Raw genomic sequence first — 14647 nt, 5'->3', positions numbered from 1 at the left:
ATACAATCTTTTTAACCCCTTTTCTAATTCTAAATAAAAACCTGCCCCTTCCGGACAGTTCCGTGGGAAAGGTACCCACACCCACGGGGAAAAAACGGTAGAGGCCACATTTCATGCGTGCGGATACAAAAAAAGCCTCCGGAACTTCTTCAAGTCCGAAGGCTTCAATCAAAACGGCGGCTACCTACTCTCCCACTGTGACGCAGTACCATCGGCGTGACAAGGCTTAACTTCTCTGTTCGGAATGGGAAGAGGTGGAACCCTTGTGCTATAGCCACCTGAATAAGGTTGACATATTGTTGAGCTGTTATCGTAATTTCATTCTGTAGTAAAAACCAAAGGTATACACCATCCGACATATAAGGAAAGTGAACGGGCAATTAGTAATGCTCGGCTTTGATGTCTCCATCTTTACACCTGCATCCTATCAACGTCGTAGTCTACAACGACCCTGAGAAATCTAATCTTGTGGCCGGCTTCGTACTTAGATGCTTTCAGCACTTATCCGATCCAGACTTAGATACCCGGCAATGCACCTGGCGGCACAACCGGCAAACCAGAGGTCTGTCCAACACGGTCCTCTCGTACTAGTGTCAGAGCCACGCAAATTTCATGCGCCCACGATAGATAGAGACCGAACTGTCTCACGACGTTCTGAACCCAGCTCGCGTGCCACTTTAATGGGCGAACAGCCCAACCCTTGGGACCTTCTCCAGCCCCAGGATGTGACGAGCCGACATCGAGGTGCCAAACCACTCCGTCGATATGAGCTCTTGGGAGGGATCAGCCTGTTATCCCCGGAGTACCTTTTATCCTTTGAGCGATGTCCCTTCCATACGGAAACACCGGATCACTATGCTCTAGTTTCCTACCTGATCGACTTGTTAGTCTCCCAGTCAAGCGCCCTTATGCCATTACACTCTAAGGCCGGTTACCAATCGGCCGGAGGGCACCTTTAGAAGCCTCCGTTACGCTTTTGGAGGCGACCACCCCAGTCAAACTACCCACCAATCAATGTCCCCGTATCCACGGGTTAGAATCCAAACAAATAAAGGGTCGTATTTCAACAGCGGCTCCACAAATACTGGCGTACCTGCTTCAAAGCCTCCGACCTATCCTACACATCACGTGCCCAGATTCAATGATAAGCTATAGTAAAGGTTCACGGGGTCTTTTCGTCCCATCGCGGGTAATCGGCATCTTCACCGATACTACAATTTCACTGAGCTCACGGTTGAGACAGCGTCCAGATCATTACACCATTCGTGCAGGTCGGAACTTACCCGACAAGGAATTTCGCTACCTTAGGACCGTTATAGTTACGGCCGCCGTTTACTGGGGCTTCAATTCAACGCTTCTCTTATCGATGACATCTCCTCTTAACCTTCCAGCACCGGGCAGGTGTCAGGCTGTATACTGGATCTTTCGATTTGGCACAGCCCTGTGTTTTTGTTAAACAGTTGCCTGGACCGATTCTCTGCGCCCTCCCATAAAAGGGTAGGGACCCTTTATCCCGAAGTTACAGGGTCAGTTTGCCTAGTTCCTTAACCGTGAATCACTCAAGCGCCTTAGAATATTCATCCCGACTACGTGTGTCCGTTTGCGGTACGGGTACCTCCAGGATTAAGTTTAGCGGATTTTCTCGGCAGCATGCTTACGCGCACTATTGCCTTGTCCCGAAGGACGCGGCATACTATCAGGTTCGGATCTCATGGTGGATTTGCCTGCCATGATCGACTCCTACACCCTTCAACCATCTATTCCGTCAGATGGCGGCACTGTCACTACTGCGTCTCCACGTCACTCCTGAAGGTAGTAACGGAATATTAACCGTTTCTGCCATCGGCATCGCCGTTCGGCTGAGCCTTAGGACCCGACTGACCCTGATCCGATTAGCGTTGATCAGGAAACCTTAGTCTTTCGGCGAGGGGGTTTCCCGCCCCCTTTATCGTTACTTATACCTACATTTGCTTTTCCAGACGCTCCAGAATACCTCACGGTACGCCTTCGACGCCGACTGGAATGCTCCCCTACCGATCATATTAATGATCCCACTGCTTCGGTAGACAACTTGATACCCGATTATTATCCACGCCCGACTCCTCGACTAGTGAGCTGTTACGCACTCTTTAAATGAATGGCTGCTTCCAAGCCAACATCCTAGCTGTCTTAGCAGTCAGACTTCGTTAGTTTAACTTAGCTGTCATTTCGGGACCTTAGCAGGTGGTCCGGATTCTTCTCCTCTCGGGCACGGACCTTAGCACCCATGCCCTCACTCCTGCGGTAGAACTGATGCGCATTCGGAGTTTGTCAAGACTTGATAGGCGGTGAAGCCCTCGCATCTTATCAGTCGCTCTACCTCACATCAGTAACCCGCAAGGCTGCACCTAAATGCATTTCGGGGAGTACGAGCTATCTCCAAGTTTGATTAGCCTTTCACCCCTACCCTCAGCTCATCCAGAAGCTTTTCAACGCTTATTGGTGCGGTCCTCCAGCTGGTGTTACCCAGCCTTCAACCTGGCCAAGGGTAGATCACTTGGTTTCGCGTCTGCCACTGCCGACTATACGCCCTGTTCAGACTCGCTTTCGCTTCGGATACGTGTGTCGTCACACTTAACCTTGCCGGCAAAGGCAACTCGTAGGTTCATTATGCAAAAGGCACGCCGTCACTCATTAACGAGCTCCGACCGCTTGTAGGCGCACGGTTTCAGGAACTATTTCACTCTTCTGTTCGAAGTGCTTTTCACCTTTCCCTCACGGTACTGGTTCGCTATCGGTCTCTCGGGAGTATTTAGCCTTACCGGATGGTCCCGGCAGATTCACGCAGAATTCCTCGTGCTCCGCGCTACTCAGGATACTACTATGCTTCGACAACATTCGAATACGCAACTGTCATGCTCTATGGTCTTTCTTTCCAGAAAGTTCTTCTCTGATGTCTTCATGCAACGGCGTAGTCCTACAACCCCACACATGCCGTAACATGGATGGTTTGGGCTGTTCCCCGTTCGCTCGCCACTACTGGGGGAATCATTGTTTATTTTCTTTTCCTGCAGGTACTAAGATGTTTCAGTTCCCTGCGTTAGCCTCTTACATAGTAAGATAATACCTCTTCAAGATATTGGGTTGTCCCATTCGGAAATCTCTGGATCAAAGGTCATTTGCACCTCCCCAAAGCTTATCGCAGCTTATCACGTCCTTCATCGCCTCCGAGAGCCAAGGCATCCGCCATGCGCCCTTTTTTACTTTCCTTATCCATTCGCTCACACTTGCGTGCCAGCGGGATGATATATACTTTCAGCTCTTTACTACTAAAATTACTGTTTGCTTGTACAATATGTCATAGATCGTTCATCTTCGTTTCTTACGTTTCCGATGGAGTGGAGAATAACGGATTCGAACCGTTGACCCTCTGCGTGCAAGGCAGATGCTCTAGCCAGCTGAGCTAATCCCCCGAACTTGATTCCGTTCGTAGTCCCAGGCAGAGTTGAACTGCCGACCTCTACATTATCAGTGTAGCGCTCTAACCAACTGAGCTATAGGACTAAGTTCAACCTAGTCTGTTTAATTAGACCCGGCTTCTTACTTTCTCTCTTCCGTATCATTACGGAATCATATCTTGAATAAACAACACCAGCAGTACAAGAACAAAAACCTTATCGATCTTTCGTCCTCTCCAGAAAGGAGGTGTTCCAGCCGCACCTTCCGGTACGGCTACCTTGTTACGACTTAGCCCCAGTCACCAGTTTTACCCTAGGGCGCTCCTCGCGGTTACGCACTTCAGGTACCCCCGGCTCCCATGGCTTGACGGGCGGTGTGTACAAGGCCCGGGAACGTATTCACCGCGCCGTGGCTGATGCGCGATTACTAGCGAATCCAGCTTCGTGGAGTCGGGTTGCAGACTCCAGTCCGAACTGAGAGAGGTTTTGGGGATTGGCATCCACTCGCGTGGTAGCGGCCCTCTGTACCCCCCATTGTAACACGTGTGTAGCCCCGGACGTAAGGGCCGTGCTGATTTGACGTCATCCCCACCTTCCTCACATCTTACGATGGCAGTCTTGTCAGAGTCCTCAGCATGACCTGTTAGTAACTGACAACAAGGGTTGCGCTCGTTATGGCACTTAAGCCGACACCTCACGGCACGAGCTGACGACAACCATGCAGCACCTTCACAGATGCCTTGCGGCTTACGGCTTTCACCGTAATTCATCTGCAATTTAAGCCCGGGTAAGGTTCCTCGCGTATCATCGAATTAAACCACATGTTCCTCCGCTTGTGCGGGCCCCCGTCAATTCCTTTGAGTTTCACCGTTGCCGGCGTACTCCCCAGGTGGAATACTTAACGCTTTCGCTTGGCCGCTTGCCGTATATCGCAAACAGCGAGTATTCATCGTTTACCGTGTGGACTACCAGGGTATCTAATCCTGTTTGATACCCACACTTTCGAGCCTCAATGTCAGTTGCAGCTTAGCAGGCTGCCTTCGCAATCGGAGTTCTTCGTGATATCTAAGCATTTCACCGCTACACCACGAATTCCGCCTGCCTCAACTGCACTCAAGATATCCAGTATCAACTGCAATTTTACGGTTGAGCCGCAAACTTTCACAACTGACTTAAACATCCATCTACGCTCCCTTTAAACCCAATAAATCCGGATAACGCTCGGATCCTCCGTATTACCGCGGCTGCTGGCACGGAGTTAGCCGATCCTTATTCATAAAGTACATGCAAACGGGTATCCATACCCGACTTTATTCCTTTATAAAAGAAGTTTACAACCCATAGGGCAGTCATCCTTCACGCTACTTGGCTGGTTCAGGCTCTCGCCCATTGACCAATATTCCTCACTGCTGCCTCCCGTAGGAGTTTGGACCGTGTCTCAGTTCCAATGTGGGGGACCTTCCTCTCAGAACCCCTATCCATCGAAGACTAGGTGGGCCGTTACCCCGCCTACTATCTAATGGAACGCATCCCCATCGTCTACCGGAATACCTTTAATCATGTGAACATGCGGACTCATGATGCCATCTTGTATTAATCTTCCTTTCAGAAGGCTGTCCAAGAGTAGACGGCAGGTTGGATACGTGTTACTCACCCGTGCGCCGGTCGCCATCGGCCTTAGCAAGCTAAGACCATGCTGCCCCTCGACTTGCATGTGTTAAGCCTGTAGCTAGCGTTCATCCTGAGCCAGGATCAAACTCTTCATTGTAATAATATCTTTTTCCAACTATTCAGTTGATAATCTGCTCAAGGATTCCAAATCTATCAATATCAATATTGACGGTTCTTGTTTTTCCGTACACCATATATATATTACATACGGTGCACCGGCTTGTACTACTTGTTTGTTTATCTTAAATCTTTCAAAGAACTCTCATTTATGTCTTGCCATCGTTTCCGAAAGCGGATGCAAAGGTAAGAGATTTTATCGTAACCGCCAAATGTTTTCGAAAGTTTTTTTGAAAAAGTTTTTTTTCGAAACTTCCATAAAAGGCGGGACGTTCATCCTTCCCAGGTCTTATCCGTTCTCGCTCCCTTAGCCCCGCTAAGGTAAGATACTGGGTGCAGACACTGTCAAGGAAAACTCTCCTACGTTTGGTTCACCAAGTCAGTCACACACTGTCTGAAGTGCCGCATCTCTCTCGATTGCGGATGCAAAGGTAGACCTTTTAACGATTACCAGCAAACATACGAAGGAAAAATTATACGGATTTCCTGAAACTTTTTTGTAATACACTGAATAACAGATGTGTTACAAAGCATGTTTTTATAACGGAGGACACCGGAGGAAAAAGACACACACATTATAATATTCGCACGCGCGTATAGGGACGGAAAAAGGAAGGGACCCATACGAAGATAGCAGACGGAAAACAAGGAAAGACGGAAAAGAAGCAAGCCCGAAGAAAAACCGGACAGGTTACGAAACACAAACCACAGAGCTCTCAAAAGTGCTGACTCCGCAAACACTGGGGAAAAACTGTAGGAAAAAAATGCCGAGAAGAATAAAAATCATTTTCTTACATCTCGACGGTTGTTCGGAAACACCATCAACTTCAAGAACCAATACTTACACCCAGACAAAAGCAAAAAACATCTACTTTATCCATCAAGCTACACATATTCCAATCCACAAATAAAAGACAACCTGTTCTATTTAAAGAAGAAAAGTTTTCAGTAGATTTGCACTATATAAAGATATACAATGAAGAAAATAATTATCGCCATCGATTCATTCAAAGGCTGTCTAACTTCAGCAGAAGCAGGAAAAGCTGCCGAAAAAGGTATCAAAAGCATAAATCCTTCCTGCCACACTTCAGTTATTCCCATCGCTGATGGCGGTGAAGGTTTACTGGACGTACTCATCACAGCCACTAAAGGGAAATATATAACCTTATCGGCACATGGACCGCTAATGAAAATGGCAAAAACACATTACGGTCTGTCCGGCAATGGCAGAACAGCTATTATAGAAATGGCTGCCATCAGCGGACTACCTCTCGTACCTATTGAACAAAGAAATCCTATGCTGACAACAACCTTTGGTACAGGAGAATTGATAAAAGACGCATTAAACAAAGGATGCAGAAATTTTATAATCGGTATTGGCGGAAGCGCGACTAATGACGCAGGATTAGGAATGCTACAGGCACTAGGTTTCCGCTTTCTAGACAAATCAGGGCATACCTTAGGTACAGGAGGCCAAATAATGGAAGCCGTGGCAAACATAGACACATCCGGTATTCATCCCGCACTAAGAGAAACACACTTCATGGTAGCATGTGATGTAGCCAACCCTTTCTACGGCCCTGACGGAGCGGCATATATCTTTGCACAACAAAAAGGAGCCGATTCAAATATGGTGCAAAGACTGGATGAAGGCATGCAATCATTAGCCGAAGTTATAAAGAAAACGACAGGAAAAGATATCACGAACTACCCCGGTGCAGGTGCAGCCGGAGGCATGGGTGGTGGACTACTGGCTTTTTTTAACGCAGAGCTAAAACCGGGAACAGAATTATTATTGAAAGCCATCGACTTCTCCGAAAAAATAAAAGGAGCAGACCTCATTATTACGGGCGAGGGAAAAGCAGACCGGCAGACAGCTATGGGAAAAGTACCATACGGAATACTAAAGGAAGCACAAAAAGAACATATTCCCGTTATTGTACTGGCAGGCAGTATAGAAAACCTGCCGGAATTAAACAAAGCGGGATTCAAAGGTATATTCTCTATAGCCCCCGGCCCCATCACCCTGGAGAAGGCAATGGAACCGGAGTTTGCTAAAGAAAATATCACCCGGCTGGTTTCCCAACTCTATTCAGTTATAACTAGCTTCGGCTAATTTGCAAGCCTTTGTCGGACAAAGCCATATCAACGAAACGGGCACAACTGTTGGGTGGGTTCTGAGTAAGAATACTTCGAATACGTATAGCAGCCTCAGGATCTTTAGCCACCATATAAAGATAGCCGCCTCCCCCCGCACCTGGCAATTTATATCCCAGGCAATAATCATCAATCCGGCGAATGATAGTCTCAACTGCCTCGGGATTAGTGCCGGGATCCAACGCTTGGTTCAGCTTCCAGCTTTTACCAACCAAACGCCCCATTTCATCGAAATTCCCACGCTGAATGGCTTCGTACAAGTCAAGAGCATGCCCCTTCATACCGCCAAGTATAGACAAATGCTCTGTGGAGTTGAGGAACATGCTACGCACGATTTCAGCTAAAATTCCTTTGGCTGTACGGGTAATTCCCGTGTAATAAAGCAAATGGCACTTCTGATATTCGCCACCTGTAAACAAATAATCGGGCAACCAGCGCACTAACGGACTCTGATCCATACCTGCATGAGTCTGCAATAATTTCACTCCACGAAGCACACCTCCGTATTGATCTTGCCACCCCCCTCCGGTAGTCAGTAACTGTTCCAAAATAAGCGTACGGTTACATATCTCGTTCTTATCCCAGTTCAGTCCGCAAAAATCAGAGATTGCCCCCAGCACAGTTGATGCAAGAATAGAACTTGTACCCAGACCGGAGCCCGCAGGAATCGCAGAAAGCAGAGTGATTTCCATTCCGGAGCCAAACGCCTTCAACTGCTCTTCCAATGAAACATACGATTCGGTGGAAAAGCCCGGCTGGAAACCTGCCAGCACCAATGCCGCTTTAGGTATAGAGAATGGGGATCCCACTTGCATGAAATCCCTTACCTCCCCGTAAGTTGTAACCACTTCCATAGCGCCTAAGTCTATAGAACGAAGAATTATCTTATACTCCCGACAGGGTTTCACGTAAACTTGTAGAGGAGGCTGCCCGTTCAACTCAATAGCAATATTCACCACATTCCCCCCTTCATTCAAGCAATAAGGTGGAGTATCCGTCCATCCGCCGGCCAGATCAATACGGACCGGACTACGCCCCCAGACAATCTGATCGGAGTACACTGACAAATGCGGTTGCTGCCTCTTGGCTAAAGCCGAAGCAGTAAGTCCGTCGCGCATCAAACGAAAAGCCTCATTCTCATATTCCCGATAAGCCAGCCCCTTAAGCTGCTGCACCCGGGCACGAAACATATTATCACTGATACGTGTCATCAGCGGAGCCGATTCTGATAAAGGCTCAGGCAACGACAGATCATACCGAGCAAATTCTCCAGCAGCATTCTCCAAATTTAGCTGATAAAAGACACTTCGTTCATAATTATGCGCCAATGCCGGCCAATTCTTTATCCGGAAAGCTTCACGCTGTTCTGCCAGACGATAAAGATTAGAATAAGCAGATATATCATCGGCAGATAACTTACGACAGCGTTGCCATATTTCTTTTCCTTGCTGTAATGCCGGTTCAGAGACCATCCAGCGCATAACTGCTCCCAATTCCTCTACAGATGAGCAAACCGGAAACAAACGCGCGGCCTGCAAGTCGTGACCGTTTTCTATTTCTTCCACCGAAATGCCGCGTACAGCACACCACTCACCTACAGACATTCCTTGATAATATGTTTCTTCCTTAGCCAAAGCTCCCTTGAAAGTATCATTGAAGCCGTATGGACGCGCTACATAGCCAGATTCTCCAAAAGGAACCACATCAATACACACACCGGACGGAACCTCTAGGTTCCAATTATTAGCGGGAACCCCTGTTATGATGGTCTGGTGATGGATATTCCATCCTGCTCCTACATAACTGTTCTCTATCCATATTTCCGAATTTTGTGAGGTAAGTTGATAACCTACCTCAGCATTTTGAACAAACATGGCCGGATGCGGTTTTACCTTCTTGTGCATAATCTCCCGCTGGTCGTTTACCAGATTTTGTACTGCCAATGTAGAAGAAATAAGTTCACGACTGGTTCCGTAATGATAAAACTCCCCTCCGGGCAACGGCAGAATAGCCACACTCAGCTTGTTAAGTTCATCGTCCATCATACGCGGGTGCTCTCCCAATGTAAGTCCGAAATCAGAATACATGTCATAATAAGAGAGTTTTCCTTCCTTATAAGATCGTTTTACCAACAGACTAACCGCACGGTCACTTAACAGCCAAATTCCGATATCCATCAGAAAAAGATGGGTTTGCATTAATTTCCCCAATTCCTCCACCGAAGGTTTTTGAAGCATGAAATCAAGCTTATCGGGAGTAGCCCGTGAAGAAACAAAAACACCATGGTTTTTTGCCAGATTAGGATCTACCCATAAACCGTAACACACCACATCCGCATCAGGAATAGTCTGAAGCGGTTGGCCCGCACGGATATAAACATCTCCACTTGCAATCAATGTATGAAGAGAAGACGGAGCTTTCTCCATGATTTGTTCATATAAAGGGAGCTGGAGGGAAAGCAGATTTTGTGACAGCCGTTGTCCTCTGGCCCACCGGAATACAGGAATGGGAGTAAGAATTTTGCCGGATGGCGCATATCCGGGCAAACGACGACTCTGCCCGCCTGCATGAAGTAAAATACGTTTTTCTTTTCCCAGCCAAGTAAGAAAATCGCTGTCAGGAGCTACTTTCTGACAACAAGCCTCCAACAGCCATGCAGTCCCCCCGCCTGATCCTAGCTTACTACCTATAGGATCGGAAGTACAAAACCACTCTGTCTGGTCCGCTTTCTCTATATCATGAAAACATTCCACCAGATTAGGGGGAAGTGATAATAATTTTTTCATAGCACATCTTTGTTTTTATTGCACACAAAGATGCTTATTTTCCCCTAATAAGCCAAAAGATAAGACATGAATTTTAATCAGTAAATTCAAAAACACGCTCATCCAATGACTTCACTTCCTTAAAGCCCGGTTGTGCAACAGGCACACCGAATGGCATCTGCGCTATCAATTTCCAGTCATCAGACAAATTCCAAACTTTACGTACTTCATCATCAATCAGCGGATTATAATGCTGCAAAGACGCCCCCATTCCTGCATCTTCCAGCATGGTCCAGACTGCCAACTGATGCATAGCATCGGTCTGCTCTGCCCAGATAGGGAAATTATCTTTATAAGTGGGGAAACTTTCCTGCAAAGAGCGAACGATAGCCATATCTTCAAAATAGAGAATAGTACCATATCCACAAGCGAAACAGCCATCAATCTTTTCTTCGGTCTTGCCAAATACCTCAGCCGGAACTCGCTTACGCAAGACATTTTTTACAATGTTCCACAACTTTTCATGCGCCTTACCTGTTAATAACACAACACGAGTGGTTTGAGAATTGAAAGCTGAGGGGACAAATTCTACAGCAAAACAAATTAAATCTCTTATTTCTTTATCAGACAATGTCGATTTGTTTTGGATCCGATAAAATGTACGACGGGCTTTCAGAGCCTCCTTAAAACTTTTTGTCATATAAAACAACGTATTTATGGGTTATTATAAATGAAGAACAAACAGGTAACAAAAGAAGTTCACTTTTTTTGCTTTTTTCAATGCAATAACCTATTTTTGTTAGCTAATTATTAACATTAAAAACAACACATTCAATGAAAGATTTTCTAAAATTTACGTTTGCCAGCGTCATCGGCGTCATTCTGGCAGGCGTAGTGTTCACTATACTAGGGATTATCACTCTGGTTGGCATAGTCGCCTCATCGGATACTGAAACGGTGGTGAAAGACAACTCTATCTTCGTACTCGACTTTAAAGGCAGTTTGTCCGAACGTGTACAGGAAAACCCACTCCAACAACTTTTGGGAGAAGAATTTGAAGCATACGGTTTGGATGACATTCTAGCTTCTATCAAGAAGGCAAAAGACAATGACAAAATCAAGGGTATTTATATCCAACCTTCTTATCTGGAAGCATCATACGCTTCCTTAGAGGAAATACGCAATGCATTACTGGATTTCAAAGAAAGCGGCAAATTCATCGTTGCTTATGCAGACCAATATGCACAGGGGATGTATTATCTTTCCAGCGTGGCCGATAAAATAATTATCAATCCGCAAGGAAGTATTGGATGGCACGGAGCAGGCATGCAACCTGTTTTCTTCAAAAATCTGGTTTCCAAACTAGGACTGGAAGTACAGGTATTCAGAGTGGGCACTTACAAATCAGCCGTGGAACCGTTTATTGCTACAGAAATGAGTCCGGCCAACCGCGAACAGATGACCGAATGTCTGGAATCTGTCTGGCATCGTATTCTTGCAGATGTATCCGACTCACGACGCATCCCGACAGATACTCTGAATGCTTATGCTGACCGATATATGGATTTTTGTCAGGCAGAAGAATATATTCAATGCAAACTGGCAGATACCCTGATGTATAAAGATGAGGTTATTTCCTATCTGAAACAATTAAGCGGTCGTGACGAAAACGACAAACTAAACAGTCTTTTCATAGAAGACATGATAAACGTCAAGAAAAATGTGCCCAAAGACAAAAGTGGAAATATAATAGCCGTATATTATGCATACGGCGAGATCCTGGATGCTCCCGGCAGTTCCACAGAAGATTGTATTGATGTACAAAAGATGTGTAAAGACCTGCGCAAATTACGTGATAACGATGACGTAAAAGCTGTTGTATTACGCGTCAACTCACCGGGTGGCAGCGCATACGGTTCAGATCAAATATGGCGTGAAGTAGTAAGACTGAAAGAGAAAAAACCGGTAATCGTTTCTATGGGAGATTATGCTGCATCAGGAGGCTATTACATTTCCTGCGCTGCAAACCGCATTTTCGCTGACCCGACTACGCTGACTGGTTCTATCGGCATATTCGGCATGATGTATTCAGGTGAGAAACTGTTTACTGAAACTTTAGGACTAAATTTTGATGTAGTGAAAACTAATAAAATGGCTGATTTGGGTGCCAGCCTAGGTCCGGTTCTCACCCGCCCGCTAAATGCATCAGAACAAGAATTAATGCAGAACTATGTCAACCGAGGATACAAGCTGTTCGTAAACCGTTGCGCTGAAGGTAGAAAAATGTCTACAGAGGCTATTGAAAAAGTTGCTGAAGGCCGTGTATGGACCGGTGCCATGGCAAAAGACCTTGGTCTGGTAGACGAGCTGGGAGGTATAGACAAAGCATTGAATGCCGCCGCCACCCAAGCCGGTATCGAAAATTACAGTATTATCGGCTATCCTGAAAAAGAAAATATTTTCGCAAGCCTGCTGGGAAATCAGAAAAAACATTATATAAACAGCGAAATTAAAGAATATTTGGGAAGCTATTATAACAGCTTCAAGGCGCTGGAGAACATAAAAGACGCCAACTGTATACAGGCACGTATGCCGTTTGACCCTAATATCCAATAAATTGCACATGGAAGGTAATCTTATCAAGATAAACAAGTGGCTATATCCGGTTTCATGGATTTATGGGACCGGTGTATGGCTGCGTAATAAATTGTTTGACTGGGGAATATACAAAGAACGTAAGTTTGATATCCCGGTCATCTCGGTAGGCAACATCACCGTAGGCGGAACCGGAAAGACCCCCCATACAGAATACCTGATAAGATTATTGCAGAAAGATTACAAAGTAGCCGTACTAAGCCGCGGCTACAAACGCAAATCCAAAGGCTTTGTACTTGCCAGACCGGATACGTCCGTACAGATGATAGGTGACGAACCTTTCCAAATGAAACAGAAGTTTCCGGATATCCATATGGCAGTAGACCGGGACCGTTGTCATGGCATAGAGCAGTTATGCAATAGTCACATCGCCCCTGGAACAGAAGTGATTATTTTGGATGATGCTTTCCAGCACCGATATGTAAAGCCCGGAATAAACATCTTATTAGTAGATTACCACCGACTGATTTGCGAAGACACCTTGCTGCCTGCCGGACGAATGCGCGAACCTGAAAACGGAAAAAGCCGGGCACATATTGTCATTGTCACTAAATGTCCTAAGGACATCACCCCTATGGATTTAAGAGTCTTAAGCAAGCAAATGGAACTTTACCCCTATCAGCAGCTCTACTTCACAACATTAACATACGGCAAGCTGCATCCGTTGTTTACAGCAGGGAATGCAGTTTCATTAAAAGAGATAGAAAAAGACAAGCATATCCTATTGGTGACAGGCATAGCCTCCCCAGCAAAACTCATTCAAGATTTATCACCATACAATGAGCACATTGAGTCACTGGCTTTCAGTGACCACCATGACTTTACAGCAAGAGATATGGAACTGATAAAGAAGCGTTTCATGAAACTTCCGGAAGGTAAACGCATGATTATCACCACTGAAAAAGACTCTGTACGACTAGCAGCCCATCCACTGATGGACGAAATGCTGAAACCTTATATATATATGCTGCCCATTGAGGTAGCCTTTTTACAAGACCAACAAGAACTGTTTAACTCAAATATAACCGACTATGTTAGAAAAAATTCAAGAAACAGCAACTTTTCTTAGAGAAAAGATGCATACCAGTCCCGAAACTGCTATTATATTAGGTACCGGCTTAGGAAGCCTGGTACACGAAATTACCGATAAATACGAGATCAGTTACAAAGATATCCCTAATTTCCCTGTTTCAACCGTAGAGGGACATAGCGGTAAATTGATTTTCGGCAAATTAGGTAATAAAGACATCATGGCTATGCAAGGACGTTTCCACTTCTATGAAGGATACTCCATGAAAGAAGTTACTTTCCCCGTACGGGTGATGCGTGAATTAGGCATCAAAACATTGTTCGTATCCAATGCAGCTGGAGGTACGAATGCAGACTTTGAAATTGGTGATCTGATGATTATCAGAGATCATATCAACTTTTTTCCCGAACATCCGTTGCACGGCAAGAACATTGAATACGGCCCCCGTTTCCCGGATATGAGTGAAGCCTACTCCAAAGAACTGATAGACAAAGCACTGGAGATCGCTAAAGAAAAAGGTATCAAAGTACAACAAGGAGTATATATCGGTACACAGGGACCTACCTTCGAAACTCCGGCAGAATACAAGATGTTCCACATTCTTGGAGCTGACGCCGTAGGTATGTCTACCGTTCCTGAAGTTATTGTAGCAAACCATTGTGGCATCAAAGTGTTTGGAGTATCGGTTATCACCGACCTAGGCGTGGAGGGAAAAATTGTGGAAGTTTCACACGAAGAGGTTCAGAAAGCGGCAGATGAAGCGCAACCGCGCATGACTACCATTATGCGTGAAATGATTAATCGAATTTAAGAAC

6 protein-coding genes, 2 tRNA genes and 3 rRNA genes are annotated in these 14647 nt (G+C 45.8%); 4 read left to right on the top strand and 7 right to left on the bottom strand.

What is annotated here, in order from left to right:
- Positions 1–171: 171 nt before the first annotated feature.
- The 5 genes from rrf to BVU_RS08175 all read right to left on the bottom strand — a co-directional run bounded on the left by rrf (position 172) and on the right by BVU_RS08175 (position 5205).
- Positions 172–282, bottom strand: a 5S ribosomal RNA gene (rrf, locus tag BVU_RS08195).
- Positions 283–360: 78 nt separating this feature from the next.
- Positions 361–3249 (bottom strand): 23S ribosomal RNA (locus BVU_RS08190).
- A 129-nt stretch (positions 3250–3378) separates the two neighbouring features.
- Positions 3379–3452: transfer RNA gene (locus BVU_RS08185), tRNA-Ala, on the bottom strand.
- 17 nt (positions 3453–3469) lie between these two features.
- Positions 3470–3543 (bottom strand) — tRNA-Ile (locus BVU_RS08180).
- A 134-nt stretch (positions 3544–3677) separates the two neighbouring features.
- Positions 3678–5205: ribosomal RNA gene (locus tag BVU_RS08175) — 16S ribosomal RNA — on the bottom strand.
- The 16S, 23S and 5S rRNA genes sit together here with 2 tRNA genes alongside, the layout of an rRNA operon.
- A gap of 996 nt (positions 5206–6201) precedes the next feature.
- On the opposite strand from BVU_RS08175, the gene BVU_RS08170 reads away from it, so the two are divergent.
- Positions 6202–7341 (top strand): glycerate kinase family protein, encoded by a 1140-nt coding sequence (locus BVU_RS08170; RefSeq protein WP_005849477.1) that lies wholly within the window; start codon positions 6202–6204, stop codon positions 7339–7341.
- Here BVU_RS08170 and BVU_RS08165 read toward each other — a convergent pair.
- Entirely contained in the window at positions 7328–10168 is a 2841-nt protein-coding gene (locus tag BVU_RS08165; RefSeq protein ID WP_005845059.1) for a bifunctional fucokinase/fucose-1-phosphate guanylyltransferase, read from the bottom strand. The two genes, BVU_RS08170 and BVU_RS08165, sit on opposite strands and share 14 nt — an antisense overlap.
- A 73-nt stretch (positions 10169–10241) precedes the next feature.
- The gene (locus BVU_RS08160) at positions 10242–10847 is read right to left on the bottom strand and encodes a nitroreductase family protein (RefSeq protein WP_005845057.1); all 606 of its coding nucleotides are present in this window, start codon (positions 10845–10847) and stop codon (positions 10242–10244) included.
- A gap of 134 nt (positions 10848–10981) precedes the next feature.
- Here BVU_RS08160 and sppA point away from each other — a divergent pair, with 134 nt between their 5' ends.
- From sppA to BVU_RS08145, 3 genes are read left to right on the top strand one after another with little or no spacing between them, the layout of a single operon-like run.
- On the top strand, positions 10982–12763 hold the full coding sequence (sppA, locus tag BVU_RS08155) for a signal peptide peptidase SppA (RefSeq protein ID WP_005845055.1): 1782 nt from the start codon (positions 10982–10984) through the stop codon (positions 12761–12763).
- Between the two features lie 7 nt (positions 12764–12770).
- Positions 12771–13871 (top strand): tetraacyldisaccharide 4'-kinase, encoded by a 1101-nt coding sequence (lpxK, locus tag BVU_RS08150; protein ID WP_005845053.1) that lies wholly within the window; start codon positions 12771–12773, stop codon positions 13869–13871.
- Complete coding sequence (locus BVU_RS08145) at positions 13834–14643, top strand: purine-nucleoside phosphorylase (RefSeq protein ID WP_005845051.1); 810 nt, start codon at positions 13834–13836, stop codon at positions 14641–14643. Before lpxK ends, BVU_RS08145 begins: the two co-directional genes overlap by 38 nt.
- Positions 14644–14647: the final 4 nt, after the last annotated feature.

This window comes from Phocaeicola vulgatus ATCC 8482 (assembly GCF_000012825.1).
GTDB classification, from domain to species: domain Bacteria; phylum Bacteroidota; class Bacteroidia; order Bacteroidales; family Bacteroidaceae; genus Phocaeicola; species Phocaeicola vulgatus.
Note: the sequence above shows the minus strand (reverse complement) of the source record. Positions and strands in the feature narration are given on the sequence as shown.

Coding starts and splice junctions, on each gene's coding strand:
- BVU_RS08170 (WP_005849477.1), top strand. CDS start 6,202: ATGAAGAAAATAATTATCGCCATCGATTCATTCAAAGGCTGTCTAACT.
- BVU_RS08165 (WP_005845059.1), bottom strand. CDS start 10,168: ATGAAAAAATTATTATCACTTCCCCCTAATCTGGTGGAATGTTTTCAT.
- BVU_RS08160 (WP_005845057.1), bottom strand. CDS start 10,847: ATGACAAAAAGTTTTAAGGAGGCTCTGAAAGCCCGTCGTACATTTTAT.
- sppA (WP_005845055.1), top strand. CDS start 10,982: ATGAAAGATTTTCTAAAATTTACGTTTGCCAGCGTCATCGGCGTCATT.
- lpxK (WP_005845053.1), top strand. CDS start 12,771: ATGGAAGGTAATCTTATCAAGATAAACAAGTGGCTATATCCGGTTTCA.
- BVU_RS08145 (WP_005845051.1), top strand. CDS start 13,834: ATGTTAGAAAAAATTCAAGAAACAGCAACTTTTCTTAGAGAAAAGATG.